This is a genomic window from Micromonospora sp. WMMD987 (genome assembly GCF_029581435.1).
Classification (GTDB): Bacteria; Actinomycetota; Actinomycetes; order Mycobacteriales; family Micromonosporaceae; genus Micromonospora; species Micromonospora rifamycinica.
In genome coordinates this window covers 246877-268802 of the sequence record NZ_CP120861.1, presented here as the reverse complement: position 1 = coordinate 268802, position 21926 = coordinate 246877, and the positions used below count along the sequence as shown (strand labels likewise).

Annotated in this window: 17 protein-coding genes and 2 tRNA genes; 8 read left to right on the top strand and 11 right to left on the bottom strand. The window is 72.9% G+C overall.

Annotation, left to right across the window (positions count from 1 at the left end):
• The first annotated feature begins 45 nt into the window (after window positions 1–45).
• Complete coding sequence (locus O7612_RS01095) at window positions 46–4461, top strand: HAD-IC family P-type ATPase (protein WP_282269628.1); 4416 nt, start codon at window positions 46–48, stop codon at window positions 4459–4461.
• A 268-nt stretch (window positions 4462–4729) separates the two neighbouring features.
• Here O7612_RS01095 and O7612_RS01090 read toward each other — a convergent pair whose 3' ends face one another.
• Complete coding sequence (locus O7612_RS01090) at window positions 4730–5692, bottom strand: L-threonylcarbamoyladenylate synthase (protein WP_282274109.1); 963 nt, start codon at window positions 5690–5692, stop codon at window positions 4730–4732.
• 33 nt (window positions 5693–5725) lie between these two features.
• Window positions 5726–6151, bottom strand: a complete 426-nt coding sequence (locus O7612_RS01085) for a helix-turn-helix domain-containing protein (RefSeq protein WP_282269626.1) — start codon at window positions 6149–6151, stop codon at window positions 5726–5728.
• A 102-nt stretch (window positions 6152–6253) separates the two neighbouring features.
• On the opposite strand from O7612_RS01085, the gene O7612_RS01080 reads away from it, so the two are divergent.
• The 6 genes from O7612_RS01080 to O7612_RS01055 all read left to right on the top strand — a co-directional run bounded on the left by O7612_RS01080 (window position 6254) and on the right by O7612_RS01055 (window position 11827).
• Complete coding sequence (locus O7612_RS01080) at window positions 6254–6877, top strand: NAD(P)H-binding protein (protein ID WP_282269624.1); 624 nt, start codon at window positions 6254–6256, stop codon at window positions 6875–6877.
• Between the two features lie 188 nt (window positions 6878–7065).
• The gene (locus O7612_RS01075; protein WP_282269622.1) at window positions 7066–7917 is read left to right on the top strand and encodes a siderophore-interacting protein; all 852 of its coding nucleotides are present in this window, start codon (window positions 7066–7068) and stop codon (window positions 7915–7917) included.
• 64 nt (window positions 7918–7981) lie between these two features.
• A complete protein-coding gene (locus O7612_RS01070; RefSeq protein ID WP_282269620.1) occupies window positions 7982–8926 on the top strand; it encodes an iron-siderophore ABC transporter substrate-binding protein in 945 nt (314 codons plus the stop codon).
• Window positions 8923–9972, top strand: coding sequence for an iron chelate uptake ABC transporter family permease subunit (locus O7612_RS01065; RefSeq protein ID WP_282269619.1), 1050 nt, complete (start codon window positions 8923–8925; stop codon window positions 9970–9972). Before O7612_RS01070 ends, O7612_RS01065 begins: the two co-directional genes overlap by 4 nt.
• A complete protein-coding gene (locus O7612_RS01060) occupies window positions 9969–11033 on the top strand; it encodes an iron chelate uptake ABC transporter family permease subunit (RefSeq protein WP_282269618.1) in 1065 nt (354 codons plus the stop codon). The genes O7612_RS01065 and O7612_RS01060 overlap by 4 nt, the downstream gene beginning before the upstream one ends.
• A complete protein-coding gene (locus O7612_RS01055) occupies window positions 11030–11827 on the top strand; it encodes an ABC transporter ATP-binding protein (RefSeq protein ID WP_282274108.1) in 798 nt (265 codons plus the stop codon). The genes O7612_RS01060 and O7612_RS01055 overlap by 4 nt, the downstream gene beginning before the upstream one ends.
• A 160-nt stretch (window positions 11828–11987) precedes the next feature.
• Here the strand turns inward: O7612_RS01055 and O7612_RS01050 are convergent, their stop codons facing one another.
• From O7612_RS01050 to O7612_RS01035, 4 genes are all read right to left on the bottom strand, one after another.
• Window positions 11988–12833, bottom strand: coding sequence for an ABC transporter ATP-binding protein (locus O7612_RS01050; protein ID WP_282269617.1), 846 nt, complete (start codon window positions 12831–12833; stop codon window positions 11988–11990).
• A gap of 23 nt (window positions 12834–12856) precedes the next feature.
• Window positions 12857–13699 carry an ABC transporter permease gene (locus O7612_RS01045; protein WP_282269616.1) on the bottom strand — a complete coding sequence of 281 codons (843 nt, stop codon included), beginning with the start codon at window positions 13697–13699 and terminating at the stop codon, window positions 12857–12859.
• Window positions 13696–14529, bottom strand: a complete 834-nt coding sequence (locus O7612_RS01040) for an ABC transporter permease (protein WP_282269615.1) — start codon at window positions 14527–14529, stop codon at window positions 13696–13698. Before O7612_RS01040 ends, O7612_RS01045 begins: the two co-directional genes overlap by 4 nt.
• 68 nt (window positions 14530–14597) lie before the next feature.
• Window positions 14598–15563 (bottom strand): ABC transporter substrate-binding protein, encoded by a 966-nt coding sequence (locus O7612_RS01035; protein ID WP_282269614.1) that lies wholly within the window; start codon window positions 15561–15563, stop codon window positions 14598–14600.
• 523 nt (window positions 15564–16086) lie between these two features.
• On the opposite strand from O7612_RS01035, the gene O7612_RS01030 reads away from it, so the two are divergent.
• Entirely contained in the window at window positions 16087–16215 is a 129-nt protein-coding gene (locus O7612_RS01030) for a hypothetical protein (RefSeq protein ID WP_269458962.1), read from the top strand.
• A 450-nt stretch (window positions 16216–16665) separates the two neighbouring features.
• On the opposite strand, the gene O7612_RS01025 is transcribed toward O7612_RS01030, so the two are convergent.
• From O7612_RS01025 to gyrA, 5 genes are all read right to left on the bottom strand, one after another.
• Window positions 16666–16738: transfer RNA gene (locus O7612_RS01025), tRNA-Ala, on the bottom strand.
• Window positions 16739–16774: 36 nt separating this feature from the next.
• A complete protein-coding gene (locus O7612_RS01020; RefSeq protein ID WP_282269610.1) occupies window positions 16775–16903 on the bottom strand; it encodes a DLW-39 family protein in 129 nt (42 codons plus the stop codon).
• Window positions 16904–16953: 50 nt separating this feature from the next.
• A tRNA-Ile gene (locus O7612_RS01015) sits at window positions 16954–17027 on the bottom strand.
• Window positions 17028–17169: 142 nt separating this feature from the next.
• Entirely contained in the window at window positions 17170–18069 is a 900-nt protein-coding gene (locus tag O7612_RS01010) for a DUF3566 domain-containing protein (RefSeq protein WP_282269608.1), read from the bottom strand.
• Between the two features lie 4 nt (window positions 18070–18073).
• Complete coding sequence (gyrA, locus tag O7612_RS01005; RefSeq protein WP_282269606.1) at window positions 18074–21856, bottom strand: intein-containing DNA gyrase subunit A; 3783 nt, start codon at window positions 21854–21856, stop codon at window positions 18074–18076.
• Window positions 21857–21926 lie beyond the last annotated feature (70 nt).

Genomic DNA, 21926 nt, shown 5'->3' with positions numbered 1-21926 from the left:
GTACGGCGGCAGGGGGCAGGACCGGCGAGTCGGCCGTACCGCTCGATGACCACGCTGGGTCGGGTCACCGGCCGGATCCTTCCGTCGGTGCCGGTGCCGCCGCTGGTCGGCGGGGTGTCCCGTGGCGTCGGCTCGGCCGCCGGCCGGCTGGCCCGGGTGGCCGGGTTGACCCGTCGCCGGGTCTGGTCCCGCGACGGCCGGCACCACATCGAGGTGCACGGCGTCTGCCAGGACGGCGGCGACCGGCTGGCCCGGCAGGTCGAGGTGGCGCTGCAACGGCTCCCCGGGGTGGCCTGGGCCCGGGTGAACGCCCCGTCCGGCCGGGTGGTGGTGGCCGTCGCGGAGCCGAAGCCGAGACTGCGCGACCTGATCGACACGGTGGCCCGGGTCGAACGGGTCTGCCCGCACGAGCCGGATCCGGAGATCCCACCGCCGCAGCCGCCGGAGGACGGGCCGCGTACCCCCCGGACCCTCGGCGCGCTCGCCTCCGACGCGCTGGGACTGACCATCTCCGCCGCCACCCGGATCCTGCCGTTCACCCCGGTGCCGGGGGAGGTTGCCGGCCTGCTCACCGCCGTCGACCTGCACCCGAAGCTGCACGACCTCGCCGGCCGGGGGTTGCGTGCCGACCCGCGCGCCGAGGTGCTGTTCCCGCTCGCCGAGGCGGTCGTGCAGGGCCTGACCGGCGGCTGGGCCGGCATCGTCCTGGACGGCGCGCAGCGGATCGTCCAGTGGGGCGAGGCCCGCGCCCAGCTCGCCACCTGGACCCGGGCCGAGCCGGGGCTGACCGGTGACCCGGACCGGGCCGTCGCCCGCTCGCCCGGGGTCCACCGGCCCTGCCCCCGCCCCGACGGCCCGGTCGAGCGGTACGTCTCGACGATGCTCGCCACCGGGGCCGCCGCCGGGGTCGCCGCGTGGCCCGTCGCCGGGCCGAAGCGGGCCGCCGCTCTCGGCCTCGCCGCCCTGCCCAAGGCCCCCGGCAGTGGCCGCGAAGGGTACGCCGCCCAGCTCGGCCGGATGCTCGCCCGGCGTGGCGTGATCGCCATGGACCGCAGCGTGCTGCGGGAACTCGACCGGATCGACACGGTGGTGCTGGACACGGCCGTGCTCGGCTCGGCCCGTGGCGTCCTCGCCGACCTGGCCCCGCTGGCCGGCGCGGACACCGGTGAGGTGGCCGGGCGGGCGTTCGCCCTCTTCGACCCCGACCACCCGGACGACGTCCACGAGGCGGCGGGCTGGCGGCTCGGTCCCCTGGCGGACCTCGACGTCGCCGACCCGGGGGACACCCCGGACAGCGCACGGCTGCGTGCGGCGGGCGGCCCGCTGCTCGGTCTCGTCCACGGTGGCCGCCTCGCCGCCGTCGTCCGGGTCGCCCCCGAACCGGCTCCCGGCGTCGACGCGCTGCCCACCGCCGCCCGGCACGCCGGCCTGCGCCTGGTGGTCGCCGGTGCCGACGCGCAGCGGTACGGCTTCGCCGACGCGGTGCTGCCCGGCGGGGACCGGCTCGCCGAGTCCGTCCGCACCCTGCAACGCGACGGCGCGGTGGTGATGCTGGTCTCCGGGGACCGGGTGGCGCTGGCCGGCTCCGACTGCGGGCTCGGCGTGGCCGCCCCCGAGGATCTGCCGCCCTGGGGTGCCCATCTGCTCGTCGGCACCGACCTGCGGATTCCCGCGCTGCTGATCGAGGCGGCCGGCGTGGCCCGCCGGATGACCGGGCAGAACATCCGTCTGGCCATGGCCGGCACCGGGCTCGGCGCGTTGGGCGCGTTCACCGCCCCGGCCCCGCAACTGCCCGGCCGCAGCCTCGCCGCCGTCAACGGCGCGGCGGCGCTGGCCTTCGCCAACGGTGTGTGGCGGGCCCGCCGGCTGCCCGATCCGACCGACGCGCCGGTACCGGCCGGCACCGCCTGGCACCTGATGCCGGTGGCGACGGTGCTGCGCCAGCTCGACACCGGCCCGGAGGGCCTGACCGACGCCGAGGCGCAGCGCCGGCACCGCGCCGACCCGGCGACGACGGCCGGCACCGTCGGACTGCTCCGGGCCTTCGTCGACGAGCTGGCCAACCCGCTCACACCGGTGCTGGCCGCCGGCGCGGTCCTCTCCGCGGCGTTCGGCTCGCTGGTCGACGCGGCCCTGGTCGGCGGCGTGGTCGGCGGCTCGGCGCTGGTCGGGGCGGTGCACCAGCGCAACACCGACCGGGCACTGGCCGATCTGCTGTCCCGGTCGGCGGTCACCGCCCGGGTGCTGCGGGACGGAGCCGAACGGGTGATCGCCGCCGAGGACCTGGTCTGCGGCGACGTGCTGACCGTACGGCCGGGGGACGCGGTGCCGGCCGACTGCCGGGTGCTCACCGCCGACGGGTTGGAGGCCGACGAGTCGTCGTTGACCGGCGAGTCGCTGCCGGTCGGCAAGGGGGCTGCCCCGGTGGTCGCCGCCGCCCTGGCCGACCGCACCTCGATGCTCTACGAGGGCACCACCATCGCCACCGGCCGGGGTACCGCGGTGGTGGTGGCGACCGGGGCACGGACCGAGTCCGGCCGGAGCCTCGCGCTGGCCCGGCAGGCCCCGCCGGAGAGCGGCGTGGAGGCCCGGCTCGGCCGGCTCACCCGGTCGGCGGTCCCGCTGGCCGTCGCGTCGGCCGTCGCGGTGGCCGGGGCGGGGCTGCTGCGGGGCGTACCGCTGGGGCAGACGGCGGCGACCGCCGCGAACCTGGCCGTGGCGTCGGTGCCGGAAGGGCTGCCGTTCCTGGTCAGCGCGGCACAGCTGGCCGCTGCCCGGCGGCTGGCCGAACACGGCGCGCTGGTCCGCAATCCGCGCACCATCGAGGCGCTGGGCCGGGTGGACGTGCTGTGTTTCGACAAGACCGGCACCCTCACCGAGGGCAGGCTGCTGCTCGCCGGGGTCGGCGACGGCGACCGGTTCGCCCCCGTCGACCGGCTCGACGACGAACTGCGCCGGGTCCTCGCCGCCGGGCTGCGCGCCACCCCGTACGCGGCCGATCCGCAGGAGCTGCCGCAGCACACCGACCGGGCGGTCCGGTACGGCGCACGGCAGGCCGGGGTGACCGAGCAGACCGGCGCGTCCGACTGGTCGGCGGCCGGTGGGCTGCCGTTCGAGCCGTCCCGGGGATACCACGCGACGGTCGGCCGGACGGCCGACGGACTGCTGCTCAGCGTGAAGGGCGCCCCGGAGACGGTGCTGCCCCGGTGTGGTTCGTGGCGGCTGCCGGGCGGTCGGGACGAGCCGCTGGACGCCGCGCGCCGGAACCGGCTGCACACCGCGCTCGCCGACCGGGCCGGTGCGGGTCACCGGATCCTGGCCGTGGCGGAGTGCCGGGCCGGCACCGGGGAGGTCACCGACGAGCAGGTGCGCGGGCTGGTCTTCGTCGGTTTCCTCGCCCTCGCCGACGGGGTGCGGGAGAGCGCCGCCCCGGCGGTCCGCCGGATCCGGCAGGCCGGCGTGCACACCATCATGATCACCGGGGACCATCCGGCCACCGCCGCGGCGATCGCGGCGACGATCAGTCCGGAGGCCGACGGTCAGCGGGTGGTCACCGCCACCGAGCTGGACGAGTTGGACGACGCCGCGCTCGGTGAGCGACTGGGCCGCACCGACGTGGTGGCCCGGTGCACCCCGGCGCACAAGGTGCGGATCATCCAGGCGTTGCAGCGCTGCGGTCGTACCGTGGCGATGACCGGTGACGGCGCCAACGACGCCCCGGCGATCCGGCTGGCCGACGTGGGCATCGCCCTCGGCCAGCGGGGCACCCCGGCCGCCCGCGCCGCCGCCGACCTGGTGGTCACCGACGACCGGCTGGAGACCATCATCGCCACCCTGGTCGAGGGACGGGCGATGTGGTCGTCGGTACGTCACGCGCTGAGCATCCTGGTCGGCGGCAACCTCGGCGAGATCGGGTTCAGCGTGCTCAGCGCCGCCGTCGCCGGCCGGTCGGCGCTCAACGGCCGGCAGCTGCTCCTGGTCAACCTGCTCACCGACCTGGCGCCGGCCCTGGCCATCGCGGTTCGGCCACCCGACGCCGACCATGCCGACGGGCTGCTCCGCGAGGGGCCGGACGCCTCCCTCGGCGACACCATGAACAGGGAGATCGGGTTGCGTGCCGCCGCCACCACCCTCGGCGCGACCGCCGGCTGGACGGTGGCCCGGTGGACCGGCCGGGAACGGCGGGCCGGCACGGTGGCCCTGGTCTCGCTGGTCGGCACCCAGCTGGGGCAGACCGTCCTGGCCGGCGGCACCAGCCCGACGGTGCTCGCGTCGACCGCCGCCTCGGTCGGGGTGCTCGCCGCCGTGGTGCAGACACCCGGGGTGAGCCAGTTCTTCGGCTGCACCCCGCTCGGCCCGGTGGGCTGGGGCATCGCCGCCGGTTCGGCGCTCGGCGCGACCTTCGCCAACGGCGCGCTGACCCGCCTGGTGGAGCACCTGCCGGGTCCGCCCACCCGCTGACCGCCACCCCCGCCGCCACCACCCCCGCCGCCGCCACCCCCGCCGCCGACACCGCAAGATCGTGCCCGAACCATGATGTAGTGGCGTCCTGCGGCCGAATGACCACTACTTCCTTGTTCTTGCGCGGCGGGTTGGCGCACGGCGGGTTGCTGCGCGGCGGGTTGCTGCGCGGCGGGTTGCTGCGCGGCGGGTTAGCGCACGGCGGGACGGCGCACGGCGGGACGGCGCACGGCGGGACGGCGCACGGCGGGACGGCGCGCGGCGGGGATCAGGGGGCGGCCGGGGACCAGGTGGCGGCGGCGCGGCCCAGCCGGTCGTTGATCGCCTGTCCGACCCCCTCGTCGGGGGCCGGTTCGGCGAGGATCTCGGTCACCCCGGCCGCGTCCAGCCGGTGCAGCGCGTCGAAGAGCCGGGCGGCGGCCTCGGTCACGTCACCGGCGGGCGAGAGCACCTCGACCGCCGCGTAGTCCGCCGGGGGATGTCGAAAGGCCAGGAATCCCCGGCGGATTCCGTCGGCCGGCGGCGGCCCGGCATCTCCCAGCAGACGCAGCGGGGTACGCGGCGCGTAGTGCGCGGCCAACGCACCCGGGGCCACCGGCTGCCCGGAGCTGCCCGGCCGGACCGTCACCGGGCCGATCGCCGCGACGAGGTCCTCCACGGCGAGCGCCCCCAGCCGCAGCACCACCGGGTGCGGGCCGCGGGCGTCCACGATGGTCGACTCGATCCCGCACCGGGTGGGGCCACCGTCGAGCACCAGGTCGACCGCCGCGCCCAGCCCCCGGACGACGTGCTCGGCCCGGGTGGGGCTGAGCTGCCCGAAGCGGTTGGCGCTCGGCGCGGCGACCGGCACCCCGGCGGCCCTGATCAGCGCGCGGGCGGACGCCTCGTCGGGCACCCGGACGGCCATCGTGTCGAGGCCGGAGGTGACGATCGGGGGGATCGCGGCGGGCCGGTCCACGAGCAGGGTGAGCGGGCCGGGCCAGAACCGCTCGGCCAGTGCGGCGACCGCCGGGGGCAGCGCACCGACGAGGGCCGGCAGGTCGGCGGCGTCGGCCAGGTGGGTGATCAGCGGATCGAAGGTCGGTCGGGCCTTCGCCGCAAAGATCCGCGCCGCGGCCCGGGAGTCCAGCGCGTTCGCGCCGAGCCCGTAGACCGTCTCGGTGGGGAAGGCGACCAGCCCGCCGGCCCGCAGCACGGCGGCGGCCTCGGCGAGGCCACGCTCGGCGGGCAGGACGCGGGGAGATCCGATGGTCACGCCCCGACGCTAGCCTGCCGCCTCCCAGGCCCGCGATCCGGCCGACGGGGACGCGACCCGCCGCCCGGTGGCGCGACCGGTGGCGGCGTCGTACGACTCCCGGGCGTCGAGCAGCGCGTCCCAGTGCCGTTCGGTCCAGGCACACGCCACCGCGATCGGTTCGAGCAGGCTGCGGCCCACCGGGGTCAGCTCGTACTCGACGTGCGGCGGCTGGACGGTGCGCCGGACCAGGCCGTCGCGTTCGAGGGACCGCAGCGACCGGGTGAGCACCGTGGCGGTGACCCGGTGCAGTGGCACGCGCAGCTCGGAGAAGCGGCGGGGTCCGTGTTCGAGGCAGCGGATGACGAGCGCCGCCCACTTGTCGCCGAACCGGATCGGGTTGAGCGAGGACGGGCACAACTCGTCGAACATGTCGGCGGGCAGGGGCGGCCTCATCGCCTCACGATAGCCGGTATCCGGGTGGTAACCATGTCCCTCGATAGCGTCGGGTCCTCGGCCGGACCACACCGGACCGGCCCTGAGGAAGGGTGCTCACCCATGCGGATCGTGGTCTTCGGCGCGGGCGGCCGGGCCGGATGGCAGGTCGTCGCCGAGGCGCGGCGACGCGGCCACCAGGTCACCGCCGTGGTACGCGACCCCGCACGTCACCGGGACCTGGGGGACGTACGGGTGGTGGCCGGGGACGTGACGGATCCGTTGGACGTGGAGCGGGCGGCCCTCGGGCAGGACGCCGCCGTCAGTGCCGCGGTGGACCTGTCCGTGCCACCGCACGACTTCTTCACCGCGTCGTCCCGGGCACTGGTCGACGGTCTCGCCCAGGCGGGCGTACGCCGTCTGGTGGTGGTCGGCCTCTCCGCGGTCATGCCCGGGGCGTCCGGTGCGGCCCTGATGGACGAGCCGGGTTTCCCGAACGAGTACCGCTCCTTCTACCTGGGCCACGCCGCCGGTCTCGCCGAGCTGCGGACCGCCGGGCTGGACTGGACCTACCTCGCGCCCGCCGGTGACTTCGACCGTGACGGCGTCCGCTCCGGCCGCTACCGGCTCGCCGGACACGGTGACCCGGGCAGCCGGATCAGCTACCCGGACTTCGCGGTCGCGCTGCTCGACGTGGTCGCCCAGCCCGATCACCACCGCGCGGCGGTGATCGTCCGGGAGGGGTGACGGTCCCCGGTGCGGGTCCGCTCCCGGCCGGCGACAGGCTCCTGGAGATCGACGCGACCCGGGGTGACACCCCCCCCGCCGGGGAGGTGTCCGCCGTTGGCCCCGGGCTTCCTCCGCAGCGGCGGCTGGGTCACCCCGCGCACCGGGGCGATGCTCTGACCAGGTCGGACCCGCTAACCTCTGCCGGCATGTCAGCATTCGGCAACTCGCCCAACATCCTGTTCGGGACGGTGGTGACGGCGACCCGTCGGCTGTCGCCCGGGTTCGTCAGGGTCACGCTCGGCGACGAGGGGCTGCGGGAAATGGCCCCGTACCACCTGGATCAACGGATCAAGATCCTGCTGCCGGTCGGTGGTGACCACCCGGCGGGGTTGCGGGCGGGGCTGCCCGAGCGGGAGTGGCGGCGGGTGTGGCGGGCCGTTCCCGCCGGTGAACGCCCGAGGCTGCGCAGTTATACCGCGTACCGGACCCGGCCGGCGATGGGTGAGCTGGACCTGGACTTCTATCTGCACCAGCCGCACGGCCCGGCGAGCGGCTGGGCGTCGACGGCCCGGCCGGGGGACCGGCTGCTGCTGTCCGGCCCGCACGTCCGCGCCGGTCAGCCCGGGTACGGCGTGCAGTGGGAGCCGGGGCCGGCGACGCGGGTGCTGATCGCGGCGGACGAGACGGCGTATCCGGCGGTACGCGGCATCCTGTCCGGCCTCGGGCCGCAGGTGCGGGCCACGGTCCTGCTGGAGGCGGGTCTCGCGGCGGACGCCGCCACGCTCGACGACGTGACCGCCGGCCACCCGGTCGAGGTCCGGTTGCGTGCCGGAGCCCGGGGTGGGGCGGTGCTGACCGCCATGGTGGGCGACTGGTTGGCCGAGCACGGTCCGGCCGCAGCGGCGTCCGGGGCGCACTTTTACGCCTGGATAGCTACGGAGAGTAGCAAGATTGCGCAGGTGCGAATGCTCTGTGCCGAGGCGCAGATCGACCCGAAGCAGGTCCACACTCAGGGATATTGGCACGATCGGCCGACCCGCGACGAGATCGATGATTAGGTAATGCTAACCTAAAAATGTTAGTCGGTAATTACGGTAAGTAGCCAGACGGGAACCTCGCACCATGCGTACGCCAGCCCCCCGAACACTCCGCCGACGCCTCCTCGCCCTCACCGCCGCCACGGCGGCGGCGCTCGTCGTGGCCGGCTGCGGCTCCGCCGACGCCGACCCGGCCGACGGCGGCGACGGCGGCGACACCAGAACCGTCGAGCACGCCCGCGGCAAGACCGCCGTACCGGCCACGCCGACCCGGGTCGTCGTGCTCGAACCGGTCCAGCTCGACACCGCCATCGCCCTGGAGATCACCCCGGTCGGCGCGGCCGTGCTCAACGAGGCCGCCGGCGTGCCCAAGTACCTCGGCGACAAGGCGGCCGGCATCACCACCGTCGGCACCGTCCAGGAACCCAACGTGCAGAAGATCGCGGCCCTCAAGCCCGACCTGATCATCGGCACCGAGTCCCGGCACTCCGCCCTCTACCAGCAACTCACCGACGTCGCCCCGACCGTGTTCATGGCCTCCCAGGCCGACCCGTGGCAGGACAACGTGAAGTTCACCGCCACCACGCTCGGTGGCGCGGACTCCGCCGACAAGCTCCTCGCCGGCTTCCGGCAGCGGTGCGCGGACATCGCCAAGAAGTTCGGCACCGCCGGGAAGACCGCGCAGCTCATCCGTCCCCGCGACGGCGTCCTCACCCTCTACGGCCCCACCTCGTTCGCGGGCAGCGCGCTGGAGTGCGTCGGCTTCAAGACCCCCGAGCGCGACTGGGAGAACTCCATCTCGGTCGACGTCTCCCCCGAGCGGGTGCTGGAGGCCAAGGCCGACCACGTCTTCGTCACCACCGTCGACGTCAACGACCGCAGCACCATCCCCGCCTCGGTCACCGCCAACGCCGCCGCCTTCCCCCGACTGCACCTGGTCGACCAGTCGTTCTGGATCACCGGGGTGGGCACCGTCGGCGGGCAGGCCGTCCTCGACGATCTCGAACGCATCCTCACCGCGTCGAGTTGACCGCCACCACACCCGACCGCGCGGTACGGCCGACCACCGGCCGTGCCGCGCGTCGCCGTACCACCCGACGCTGGCTGGCCGGTGCGGTCGTCGTCCTCGTGGTGTCGATGGTGTTGTCGGTCTTCGTGGGCGCGAACCCGGTGCCCCCGGCGGACGTCTGGGCGGCGCTGCGGGGCGCCGGCACCGACACCGCGCAGTACGTGGTCTGGGGGCAACGCCTGCCCCGCACCCTCGCCGGTCTGCTGGTCGGTGCCGGCCTCGGCGTAGCGGGAGCGCTGATGCAGGCGTTCACCCGCAACGCGCTCGCCGACCCGGGCATCCTCGGCGTCAACGCCGGGGCCGCCGCCTTCGTCGCGGCGGGCATCGCCTTCCTCGGGATCACCTCGCCGGTCGGCTACATGTGGCTCGCCCTGCTCGGCGCGCTCCTGGTCGCCACCGCCGTGTACGCCGTCGGCGGTGCCGCCGACCTGCGGGCCACCCCCACCCGGCTGCTGGTGACCGGGGTGGCGACCGGTGCCGTGCTCGCCGGCCTGACCACCGGCATCACCCTCACCCACCCCGACACCTTCGACCGGATGCGCGGCTGGAACGCCGGCAGCCTGCTCGAACGCGACACCGCCGTGGTGCTGCCGGTGCTGCCGCTGATCGCCGTCGGGCTGGTCACCGCGCTGGTCGCGGCCCGCAGCCTGAACGCGCTCGCGCTCGGCCCGGACCTGGCAGCGGCGCAGGGCGTCAGCCTCGTGCGGACCCGGCTGCTCGTGCTGGGCGCGGTGACCCTGCTCGCCGGCGGGGCGAGCGCCATCGCCGGCCCCATCTCGTTCGTCGGGCTCGTGGTGCCGCACCTGGTGCGCTGGGGCGTCGGCACCGACCAGCGCCGCATCCTCGCCGGGTCGCTGCTGGCCGGCGGGATGCTGGTGCTGCTGGCCGACGTGCTCGGCCGGATCGCCGTCCTGCCCAGCGAGATGCCGGTCGGTGTCGTCACCGCGTTCGTGGGTGCCCCGGTGCTGATCGCCCTGGCCCGACGCCGACGGGCGACCGCGTTGTGAGCCGCCCGGTCCGCCGCACCGCCGGGCGGCGGCTGCTGCTCGGCACCGACCGCCGGCACGTGACCGTCGGCGTACGCGAGGCCGTCGTCTGCGCCGCCGCCGCGCTCGTCGTCGTGGTGCTGGCGGTGGTCGGCCTCTGGCGGGGCGACTTCCCCCTCCGCTTCGACGAGGTGCTCGGCGTGCTCGGCGGCCGGATCGGCGGGCTGACCCGCACCGTCGTGCTGGAGTGGCGACTGCCCCGGGTCGCCGCCGCCGTCACCTTCGGCGCGGCCCTCGGCGTCGCCGGGGCGATCTTCCAGACCATCACCCGCAACCCGCTCGCCAGCCCGGACGTCATCGGCCTGGCGAACGGCTCGTTCTCCGGCATGCTGGTCGCCCTGCTGCTGCTCGGTGGCGGCTGGCACCTGCTGATGCTCGGCTCGCTCGCCGGTGGCCTGCTGGCCGCGCTGGCGATCTACCTGCTCGCCTACCGCGACGGGCTCTCCGGGTTCCGGTTCATCGTGGTGGGCGTCGGCGTCTCCTCGATGCTCGCCGCCGCCAACACCTGGATGCTGCTCCGCGCCGACCTGGAGACCGCCCTCTTCGCCGCCGCCTGGGGTGCCGGCACCCTGAACACCGCCACCGCCGACGTGGTCTGGCCCGCCGCCGGAGTCGTCCTGGTGCTGCTGGCGGTCACCCCGCTGGGGGCGGCGGCCCTGGCCCAACTCGAACTCGGCGACGACGTGGCAGCGGCCAGCGGAGTCGCGGTCGACCGGCACCGCGCCGCCCTCGTCCTGGTCGCGGTCGCCCTGGTCAGCGCGGTCACCACCGTCGCCGGCCCGATCGTCTTCGTCGCCCTGGCCGCCCCGCAGATCGCCCGCCGGCTCGTCCGGGCACCGGGACTGCCCCTCGCCGCCACCGCCGTGGTGGGGGCGGTCCTGCTGCTCGGCTCCGACCTGGTCGCCCAACACGTGATCCCGCTGACCGTGCCGGTGGGGGTGGTCACGGTGACTCTCGGCGGGGGGTACCTGCTCTGGCTGCTCGTCCACGAGATCAGGAGGACCGGATGGTCGACCAGCTGAACGGGCGGCTCCGGGCGGAGGGCGTCACCCTGCGCTACGACCAACGGATCGTCAGCGAGAACCTGTCGATCACGGTGCCGGACGGCTCGTTCACCGTGCTCATCGGACCGAACGCCTGCGGCAAGTCGACGCTGCTGCGGGCCCTCGCCGGACTGCTGCGTCCCGCCGCGGGCCGGGTGCTGCTCGACGGATCGGACCTCGGCGGCCTACCGGCCAAGGAACGCGCCCGCCGGCTCGCGCTGCTGCCGCAGGCGATGACCGCGCCCGAGGGGATCAGCGTGCGGGAGTTGGTCGGCCGGGGCCGCTACGCCCACCAGCGGGTGCTACGCCGTTTCTCCCACGCCGACGAGGCGGCCGTCGAGGCCGCCCTGGTCTCGACCGGTACCACCGACCTGGCCGACCGTCGGGTCGACGAACTCTCCGGCGGGCAGCGCCAACGGGCGTGGATCGCGATGGTGCTGGCCCAGGAGACGCCCCTCGTCCTGCTCGACGAGCCCACCACCTACCTGGACGTCGCCCACCAGATCGACGTGCTCAACGTGCTGCACCGCCTGGTCACCCGGGGGCGCACCGTCGTGGCCGTGCTGCACGACCTCAACCACGCGGCCCGGTACGCCACCCATCTGGTCGCGATGCGCGACGGCCGGATCGTGGCCGCCGGGGATCCCGCCTCGACGGTCAGCGCCGGGCTGGTCGCCGAGGTCTTCGGGATGCCCAACCAGGTGGTGCCCGACCCGGTCACCGGATCCCCGCTGGTCGTACCGGCCGACACCCGGGAACCGGCCACCGGCTGAGCCGACCCCGGGCTGAGCCGACCTCGGTTCCGCCCACCGGCCGAGTCGAACCCGGGCGCTTACCGGCTGAGCCGGTCCGGAGCTGCCCCGGGCTGAGCCGACCCGGGGCCGATCCGGGGCCGATCCGGGGCCGATCCGGGGCCGGCCCGGCGTCATCCGGTCAGCTCGGCTCCCCCGACAGGGAGGTCCGCCGCTGGGAGGACATGACCAGGGAGTAGACGTGCTCGCGGAGTTCACCGAAGAGGGCCGTCTGCTTGGTCGCGATCTGGTCGCGGGGCCGGTCGAGGGTGACCGGCAGGTCCGCCACGACGACGGACGGCCCCTGCGACAGCACGACCACCCGGTCGGACAGGTAGACCGCCTCGTCGATGTCGTGGGTCACGAACAGCACCGTCGTACCGGTCTCCGCCCAGACCTTGAGCAGCAGGTCCTCCAGGCTGGCCCGGGTCTGGGCGTCCACCGAGGCGAACGGCTCGTCCATGATCAGCATTTCCGGTCGTACGGCGAGGCCCCGGGCGATGGCGACCCGCTGCTGCATGCCGCCGGAGAGCTGCCACGGGTGCAGCCCGGCGGCGTGGGCCAGGCCCACCATCTCCAGCGCCTCCTGCACCCGCTGTCGGATCTCGGCGCGGGGCAGGCCCCGGTCGCGCAGCGGGAGGGCGACGTTCTTCTCGACGGTCAACCAGGGGAACAGCGAGCGGCTGTAGTCCTGGAAGACGACCGCCACGCCGTCGCGGGGACCGGACATGCGCTCCCCCCGGAACATGACCGCGCCGCCGGAGATGGGCAGCAGCCCGGCGATGCACATCATCAGGGTGGTCTTGCCGCAGCCGGAGGGCCCCACCACCGACACGAACTGGCCGGTGTGGACGGCGAACTCGATGCTGCGTACGGCGGGCACGTCGCCCTTGCGGGACCGGTAGGACTTGCTCAACTCGCGTACGTTGAGCACGGGGGTGTCGAGGGCGGCACCGGGCTGGTGCGGTCGGGTCGTCACGGGGTTCATCCGGGGCTCCTACGTGGTGTCGGTCAGTGGCTTTCCGCGCCGTCGGGGCGTACGTTGCGGTGCCACCTGAGCAGCACCCGCTCGACCAGGGCGAAGATGGCGTTGAAGAGGATGCCCAGCAGTGCCAGCAGGACGATCGCCGACCACAGTTCCGGGAAGTTGAACAGCCGCTGCTGGCTCACGATGTAGAACCCGAGGCCGGCCGTGGCGGCGTACAGCTCGGAGATCACCATGAGGACCAGGGCGATCCCGATGCTGATCCGCATGCCCGCGAAGATCGCGGGACTGGCACCGGGCAGCAGGACCCGCAGGAAGTAGCGCCGCCGGGTCAGCCGCAGGCTCCGGGCAGCGGTGACCACCGTCCGGTCGAGGCCCCGGACGCCGTCGTAGGTGTTGATCAGGATCGGCCACAGGCAGCCGAGCGCGATGAGGAAGACGTTCATCCCGCTGGTGATGCCGAACAGCACGATGGCGATGGGCAGCAGTGCGGTCACCGGCACCGACATGCCCAGCCGGATCAGCGGGTTGAAGAACGCGCCGGCCGGCCGCCACACCCCGATCAGGATGCCGGCGCCGACGCCGAGCACCGTCGCCGCGCCGTAGCCCAGGCCGAGCCGCGCGAGACTCGGCAGGACGTCGGCCCGGAACTGGGAGCTGAGGAACAGCGACGACGGCGAGGCGGAGAGCCAGGTGTCGACGAACGCTCCGAAGATCTGCGACACCGGCGGGACGAACAGGGAGCCCGCCATCCGGGCGGCGACCTCCCACACCACCAGCAGCAGGGCGAGCAGCCACAGCGACCGCACTCCGCGTCCCGCCGCCAGTGCCGACGTGACCACCGGCCTACGCAACCCCTGCCCGCTCATCGCCCACCCTCCCGCTGTGCCTGGCCCCACGGCACCACCAGGCGCTCGACCAGGTTGAAGCCGTAGTAGAGGCCCATCCCGAGCAGGCCGACGAGCAGGATCCCCGCGTAGACGAAGTCGGGTCGCTGCGCCTGCTGGTAGGTGGTGATCACGGTTCCCACCCCGTTGGTGGCGCCGAGCAGCTCGGCCGAGAGCACCACGATGAGCGCCGTCGAACTGGCCACCCGCAGCCCGGTGGCGATGGACGGGGCCGCCGACGGCAGCACCACCCTGGTCAGCAGCCGGGTCCGCGTCCACCCCATGCTCCGTCCCGTGGCCAGCATGAGCGGCTCGGTGTCGCGCACGCCGTACATCGCGTTGAGCAGGATCGGCCAGAAGATCGCGTAGATCGCCAGCGACACCTTCATCTGGGTGCCCAGCCCGAACATCAGGATGGCGATCGGCAGGAACGCCGACGAGGGAATCGACCGGCCGGCGTGCACCACCGAGGACGACGGCCGGTAGAGGGCGGAGAAGTAGCCCAGGACCAGCCCCAGCGGAATACCGACCGCACTGGCCGCGAGCATGGCGAGCAACCATGCCCACAGCGTCTGCACCACCTCGGTCAGGAACGTCGCGTCGACGAGCAGCTCGCCGGCCCGTCGCAGGGTGGCCGCCGGGTACGGCAGGGAGTCCACCGAGACCGCCCCGGCCCGGACCACCAGGTCCCACAGCACGAACATGGTCACCACGCCCGCCACCCCCAGCACCCAGTCGGGTGTGGGGCCCCACCGGCGGGCCGCGACCGGCCCGCCGGTGGGCCGGGCGTCCGCCTCGACCTGGTCAATCACACGGACGTCCGACGCCATGTCCCGTCCTCTCCCCTCATGGTGGCCCGCCTACCGCGACGACGGACAGGTCAGGACCGCGCGAAGTCGGTGACGAAGGGGGCCAGGTCGGGCTTCTTCTGGAGCATCTTGAGGTCGACCATCTGCTGGGCCATCCGGTCGAGTGCGGCGACGTCGACGTCCGCTTCGAGGGCGTTCTGGGGTTGGGCGGCGAGGGTCGCCGCCGGCACCTTCTGGCACTCGGAGAGCAACCGGAACGCCTCGTCGGTGTTGGCCGGGTCGCTGAGCTGCTGCGCGGTCTCGGTGATCGCCTCGTGGAAGCGCTTGGCGGCGTCGCCCTTGCCGACGAAGCTCTTGGCGGCGACGTAGGTCGCGATGTAGATCTTGTCGCTGCTGGCGAAGGGGTCGGCCAGGCTGCGTACGTTGTCGTTGTTGTTGCCCAGCAGCGAGTAACCCAGTTGCGCGGCGTCGACCCGTCCACTGAGCACGGCGGGGATCTGCTCGGCGAAGGGCAGCGCCACGAAGCTGACGCTCTCCGGCTCGACCCCGTTGGCCTTCAGCCAGCTCGCGGTCACGATCTGGTTGATGCCGTTGATCTCGTTGACCGCGATCTTCTTGCCGGCGAGGTCGGTGGCCGCCTTGATCGGGGAGTCCTTGCCGACGAAGACGCCCTGCGCGGGCTTGGCCGGCGGCAACGCGTTGACGTTGACGCCGGACACCATCTGGATGGGGAAGCCGGTGTTGTAGGCGTTGATCGCGGTGTAGCCGTTGACGTAGCCGAAGTCCGCCGCCCCGGACAGGACCGCGGCGACCGCCGCCGAGCCGCCGCCGGACCGGACCAGTTCGACGTCGAGCCGGTGCTTGCCGTAGACGCCCTTCCCGATCGCCCAGGTGTTCCAGATCTCGCAGCCGAACGTCGTGACGGAGACCTTCGTGGTGCCGTCCGGGCTGTCCGCGGCGCCTTCGGCCCCGCCGCAGGCGCTCGTGAAGAGCAGCGCGGCGAGGGCGACCATCGCACCGGTACGTCGTGGGTTCATCGTGATGCTCCTCAGGTACTTCGCGCGTGCCCTCGACGTCTTCCACCGCCGGTGCCGGCGGGGTCGGGAGGAGGGCGTTCGGTGGATACGAAGGGACGGCTCCGCTGCGAGGGAGACGGCCACCTGACTGCTGCGGCGCGGTCCGACGCGAGCTGCATCGACTCGGTGATGGTGCTGAATGCCTGAACTGCCAGATTGAAAGTGCTCAATCAGGGCCGCGAGAACCGCTGACGGCGTCACGGCATGGCCGGGCAACGCTGGTCACGGTCGGTTCGGGCGGTCGGGCTGCACCCCAGCAGCACCCTGACGCCTCGCCGACTTGCAGCGAAGGTACGGGGCACAAAAACCCCTGTCAAGATGCGGAATGTTATCTCGCATTGCGCCATATGGAGGGACGGCGAGAAGCTGGCCGAACTGACGAACGGGCAGGTCGGCGGGCAGATAACGATACGTCTCCCCGGTTGACCCGGCCGGCAGCGGCGGCTAACTTCTCCACCAGATGCCGTCGGCCCCGGGAGTGGACATGAGCGTGGAGAAGCCCCTCGCGGCTGTTCCCGCCATCACCCGCGCGCCGATCGGCCACTGGAAGGGACCGGAGTTCCCCGCCATCCGTCCCGGCACCGGCGCGGGCAAGGCGCTCTGCCCGTTCTGATCGGGATCCCGCACCCCGGGCACCCCCCTGCCCAGATCCGGCAGCGTCGACCGCACCGGCCACTCGACTCCACCGCGTGGTGGACGGGCCGGTAGTCGATCACCCCAGACCCGCCGGAAGCTGCGGCAGCATGTGCCCCGTACCCGCGACGACCTTCCGCCCCCTCGGCCCGAACCGGCCCCGGCGCGGGAGACCCGACTCCACCACCCGCAACCCCAGCCGGGCAGGTGGCGCGGTCTCCACACCCCAGCGCGCACGGGGTCACCCGGGCGCGAGCCCCACGGCAGGACGCGTGTCGCGGACGTCACCGAACCTCGGCGACCCCTGCCGGCGAAGCATGCCGCCGGCTCCGTCCGCCCGACCCGGGCCGCAGCGCCGACCGGGACGGGAAACCGAAAAGCGGCCCGGCCGATGATGCTCGACCAGGCCGCTGACCTGTTGTCTCAAGGGTGGAGCCCAGGGGACTCGAACCCCTAACCCCTGCCTTGCAAAGGCAGTGCTCTGCCAGTTGAGCTAGGGCCCCGAAGGCGGACGACGACGCCGCCAGGTGCCGGCCCGATCAGCGCAGATCGGGCGCGGTGGTCGCCTCGTGCCAGAGGGCACGCTCGTCGTTGGACGCCTTGACCTTCCGGGCCACCACCGCAGCGACGCCGACGATCCCGACCAGGATCAGAAGCTTCTTGAACATGGGGCGACCCCTCGCGCTCGACTCGACTGCTCGGCGGAACGGTGTTGCGGTGGGGCTAGCTGGAATCGAACCAGCGACCTCAGAGTTATCAGCTCTGCGCTCTAACCGACTGAGCTATAGCCCCGCGTGGCGACGAGCAAGATTAACCCATCGCGTCGTCCGCTCCCAAATCGGGGTGGCGGGTGACAGAGCACGACGCCGGGGCGACCGCTGCCGCGGTGCCCCGGCGTCCGGCCGATCGGTCGCGCCCGTCGGGCGCGGTCGGATCAGTCGCGCTCGGCGAGCGTCAGCTCGATCCCGCCGACCAGGTCGGCGCAGACGTTGTAGACGAACGCGCCGAGCGTGGCCAGTGCGGTGAACAGCACCACGTTGACCAGCCCGATCAGGGCGGAGGTCAGGATGACGCCCTTGGCGGTGATCTGGAAGCCACCGCTGGTGCCCTGCCCGCCGCTGGCGCTGACCAGGTCGGTCAGGCTGTCGTTGACGCTCTGGAAGACCCCCATCGCGTCCAGCGCGAGATAGAGCACCGAGGTCGCCACGACCACCACGATGAACAGGACCACGGAGACGGCGAAGGCGAACTTCATCACGGACCACGGGTCGATCCGCTTGAGGTTCAGCCGCGCCCGGCGCGGACCCCGGGAGGCCGCCGAGCTGACCGAGGTGCGCGCGGCGCGCACCGCGTCGCCCACCCGGGCGGCGCCGACGGCAGCCTGGCCGCCGATGCCGGGGGGCAGGCCACCGCCGTTGGCCGGCCGGCCGGCGGTGCCCCCGGCGGGACGCCCGCCCTCGGGGGACGGCCGCGACCCGCCGCCGACCTTCGGCTGGGTGCCGGTGGTGGACGGAGAGGCGGCGACCCCGAGTGAGATCGGCTGTGTGGTGTTGCTCGACCTGGCCGCGGCAGCCAACGGCTGGGTGGCGGAGGAGGGCGCGTCGGTGCCCGCTGTCGAGGGCTTCTCGGTCGTCCCCGAATCCTCACCGGGCTTGTCCGGCGGCGGTGCCATGCCGGGTGCCCGGGTGAACTTCGGGGCAGGCGCGTCGGCGGGGACGGTCGCCCGACCCACGGCGGCGCGGCCGGCGGGGGTGGTACCGCTCTTGGCGGCCTCCTCGTCGACCGGTTTGGCCGAGGTCCCCTTGTTCCCCGACTTCGCCTGTGTCTCCGTCATTCAACTAGTCCTGTTCGTCAGGCTCGTCGGCATTGCGAGCAATCGCCACGATAGTCACGCCGTCCGGGAGGTCCATCAGCTTGACCCCCATTGTGTTCCGGTCACGCGTACGGCGTACAGGCTTCACCGGAGTCCGGATGACGCCGCCGTTGCTGGTGATCGCGAACAGCTCGTCGTCCGGGTCGATCACGACCGCGCCGACCAGACCACCGCGGCGCTCGGTGATCTTCGCAGTCAACACGCCCTTACCTCCCCGACCCTGCACCGGGTATTCCTCGATGGGGGTGCGTTTCGCGTACCCCCCGTTGGTGGCCACCAGGACGTCCAGGCCCTCCCGGACGACCTCCATGGCCAGCAGGACGTCGTCGTCGGTGAAGCGCATGCCGATCACGCCCGAGGTGGCCCGGCCCATCGGGCGCAGCGCCTCGTCGGAGGCGTTGAACCGGATCGCCTGCGCCTTCTTCGAGACGAGCAGCAGGTCCTGCTCCGGTGCCGCGAGGACGGCACCGACCAGCTCGTCCTCATCGCGCAGGTTGATCGCGATGACGCCGCCGGACCGGTTGGAGTCGAACTCCTCGAGTCGGGTCTTCTTCACCAGGCCGTTTCTCGTGGCCAGTACCAGGTAGGGGGCCACCTGGTAGTTCGGGATTTCGATGATCTGCGCGATCTGCTCGTCCGGCTGGAAGGCGAGCAGGTTGGCCACGTGCTGGCCCTTGGCCACCCTACTGGCCTCCGGCAACTCGTACGCCTTGGCCCGGTACACGCGGCCCTTGTTGGTGAAGAACAGGATCCAGTCGTGGGTGGAGCATACGAAGAAGTGGCTGACGATGTCGTCCTGCCGCAGCGTCGCGCCGCTCACGCCCTTGCCGCCGCGTCGCTGCGAGCGGTAGAGGTCGACCTTGGTGCGCTTGGCGTACCCGGTACGGGTGATGGTCACCACCACGTCCTCGCGGGCGATGAGGTCCTCCATCGAGACCTCGCCGTCGAACGGGACGATCTTCGTGCGCCGCTCGTCGCCCCACTTCGCGACGATCTCGCTCAGTTCCTCGGAGACGATCTTCCGCTGCCGCTCCGGCTTGGCGAGGATGTCCTTGAGATCGGCGATCTCGATCTCGAGCTTGGCCAGGTCGTCCAGGATCCGCTGCCGCTCCAGGGCGGCCAGCCGGCGCAGCTGCATGTCCAGGATCGCGGTCGCCTGGATCTCGTCGATCTCCAGCAGCCGGATCAGGCCCTGCCGGGCGTCGTCGACGGTGGGCGAACGCCGGATCAGGGCGATCACCTCGTCCAGCGCGTCCAGCGCCTTGGCCAGACCGCGCAGGATGTGCGCCCGCTCCTCGGCCTTGCGCAGCCGGAACGCGGTCCGCCGGCGGATCACCTCGATCTGGTGCTCGACGTAGTACCGGATGAACTGGGCCAGGTTGAGCGTGCGCGGCACCCCGTCGACCAGGGCCAGCATGTTGGCGCCGAAGGTCTCCTGGAGCTGGGTGTGCTTGTAGAGGTTGTTCAGCACCACCTTGGCGACCGCGTCGCGCTTGAGCACCAGCACGATCCGCATGCCGGTACGCCCGGACGACTCGTCCCGGATGTCGGCGATGCCGCCGAGCTTGCCTTCCTTGATCAGCTCGGCGATCCGCTCGGCCAGGTTGTCCGGGTTGACCTGGTAGGGCAGCTCGCTGACGACCAGTGCCGGCCGGCCCCGCTTGTCCTCCTCGACCTCCACCACGGCGCGCATCCGGATCGACCCGCGACCGGTCCGGTACGCGTCCTGGATGGCGGACTGACCGACGATCAGCCCGTGGGTGGGGAAGTCCGGACCCTTGACGATCTCCAGCAGCGCTTCGAGGGTGGTCGCCTCGTCGGCGTCCGGGTTCTCCAGGCACCACTGCACCGCCGCGCCGATCTCGCGCAGGTTGTGCGGCGGGATCTTGGTGGCCATCCCGACCGCGATGCCCTCGGAGCCGTTGACCAGCAGGTTGGGGATGCGCGACGGCAGGATGGTGGGCTCCTTGGCCCGGCCGTCGTAGTTGTCCTGGAGGTCGACGGTGTCCTCGTCGATGTCCCGCAGCATCTCCATCGCCAGCGGGTCCAGCTTGCATTCGGTGTTGTGGCTGACGAAGCCGTCGGAGACGAAGGAGTGGTCCTCGGTGTCCACCCGGACGCTGTAGACCGGCTGCACGCCCGCATCGGCGACCTCAGCGACCTCGGCGTAGTAGAACCGCCCGTCGACCAGCGGCTCGACCACGTCGAGCACCTCGGCCTCGGTGATCCGGGCGGCGATCTCGTCGCGGTCCCGCTCCCACCGCTCGACCCGGTCGACGTTGTGCCGGCGCAGCCAGTCGCGCTCGGTCCACCGGGTCGCGCCGTGCGCCCGGATGAAGTCACCTACCAGCGGCACGTGGTCGCTGGACAGCGCCGTGCTGCTCGCCGGCACCTGAGCCAGCTCGGACTCCAGCTTGGCCTGCTTGCGGCCGAGGAAGCCGACATGGGCGGCGAAGATCCGGGCGTCGCGGCGGTTGGTCACCACGACCTTGATCTCGCCGTCGTCGTACCGGCACTGGCGACTGACGACGCCGAACTCCAGCAGGAGCTGCTGCACCTCGCGGGCGAGCCGCTCGCTGCGGGTCGAGTACGAGACCTGGATGGTGTTGCGGGGCAGCAGCGAGGACGACCCGTCGCCCTCGAAGAGCGCCTGGAGGAACGCCCGCTTGATCGCAGCCGGCCCCTGCCAGACGAACTCGGGCACGAACTTCGCGGCGCTACGCGCACCGGTCAGCTCGCCGAGGACGCTGGCGCGCAGCGCCGACAGGTCCTGCACGTCCAGCTCGTGCAGGGTGCTGCCCGAGGCGATCACCCGCTCGCTGACGTACCGGGGGCCACCGACGGCCAGGTCGTAGGCGGCGACGACGCGCAGGAAGTAGTCCCGGTCCACGTTGTTGAAGCCCGCGCGGCCCGCCGAGACCCAGCCCTCCGACACGAACGCGCCGGCCAGCACGGCCGCCTCGACGTGCTCCAGCATCGGGTAGCCGATCTCGTCCGGCACCGTCCGCTGGAGCACCACCCGGTCGCCAGGGGAGATCTCGGCGAGCAGCTTCCAGAGCAGGGTCGGCACCCCGGCCACGTCCACCAGGCAGAGCACCGGGTGGTTGTGGGTGCCGGTCAGCTCGTACCCCTCGCGGGTGCGCAGCCGCAGCGTCGGGTGCTCGCCGGAGTGGAAGAACTTCGACGCACGGACCAGGTCGCCGTTGCGGTCGCGGACCTTGAGGTCGACATCGGTCTCGCTGCTCGGCGCGGCGCCCGGCACCACGTCGCCGATCCGGACGCTGCCGCCGGCAGTACGAACACGGACATCTGCTGTCAGACAATATCTCATGGCCGCAGCCGGGTCGTTACCCGGCGAACCGAAGTTGCCGTTGCCGTCGACCAGGGGGTAGCGCAGTGCCCAGGGCTGGGCCATCCGGACCAGCGCGTCGTAGATGGCCGAGTCGCCGTGCGGGTGGAACTGCCCCATCACGTCGCCGACGACCCGGGAGCACTTCACGTAGCCCCGGTCCGGCCGGTAACCCGAGTCGTACATGGCGTAGAGGATCTTGCGGTGGACCGGCTTGAGCCCGTCCCGGACGTCCGGCAGTGCCCGCCCGACGATCACGCTCATCGCGTAGTCGAGGTACGAGCGCTGCATCTCGACCTCGAGCCCGACCGGCTCGATCCGGTCGTGCTGGACGACCGCCGCGAGTGGTGTCTCGGTGGTCTCCGGCTCGTTCGGGGTGGACTCGGGAGTATCGGTCACTGTTAACCCTTATCAGACTCAGAGTCGTTTTCGTGCTGTGGATAACGCTGTGGAAACCGGCCAGGCTGTG

What these genes read in the sequence shown, in the direction of transcription:
- O7612_RS01075 (WP_282269622.1), top strand. Translation starts at nt 7,066, where the DNA reads ATGTCAGCATTCGGCAACTCGCCCAACATCCTGTTCGGGACGGTGGTG.
- O7612_RS01035 (WP_282269614.1), bottom strand. Translation starts at nt 15,563, where the DNA reads ATGAACCCACGACGTACCGGTGCGATGGTCGCCCTCGCCGCGCTGCTC.
- O7612_RS01050 (WP_282269617.1), bottom strand. Translation starts at nt 12,833, where the DNA reads ATGAACCCCGTGACGACCCGACCGCACCAGCCCGGTGCCGCCCTCGAC.
- O7612_RS01095 (WP_282269628.1), top strand. Translation starts at nt 46, where the DNA reads ATGACCACGCTGGGTCGGGTCACCGGCCGGATCCTTCCGTCGGTGCCG.
- O7612_RS01045 (WP_282269616.1), bottom strand. Translation starts at nt 13,699, where the DNA reads ATGAGCGGGCAGGGGTTGCGTAGGCCGGTGGTCACGTCGGCACTGGCG.
- O7612_RS01070 (WP_282269620.1), top strand. Translation starts at nt 7,982, where the DNA reads ATGCGTACGCCAGCCCCCCGAACACTCCGCCGACGCCTCCTCGCCCTC.
- O7612_RS01030 (WP_269458962.1), top strand. Translation starts at nt 16,087, where the DNA reads ATGAGCGTGGAGAAGCCCCTCGCGGCTGTTCCCGCCATCACCCGCGCG.
- O7612_RS01010 (WP_282269608.1), bottom strand. Translation starts at nt 18,069, where the DNA reads ATGACGGAGACACAGGCGAAGTCGGGGAACAAGGGGACCTCGGCCAAA.
- O7612_RS01085 (WP_282269626.1), bottom strand. Translation starts at nt 6,151, where the DNA reads ATGAGGCCGCCCCTGCCCGCCGACATGTTCGACGAGTTGTGCCCGTCC.
- O7612_RS01020 (WP_282269610.1), bottom strand. Translation starts at nt 16,903, where the DNA reads ATGTTCAAGAAGCTTCTGATCCTGGTCGGGATCGTCGGCGTCGCTGCG.
- O7612_RS01080 (WP_282269624.1), top strand. Translation starts at nt 6,254, where the DNA reads ATGCGGATCGTGGTCTTCGGCGCGGGCGGCCGGGCCGGATGGCAGGTC.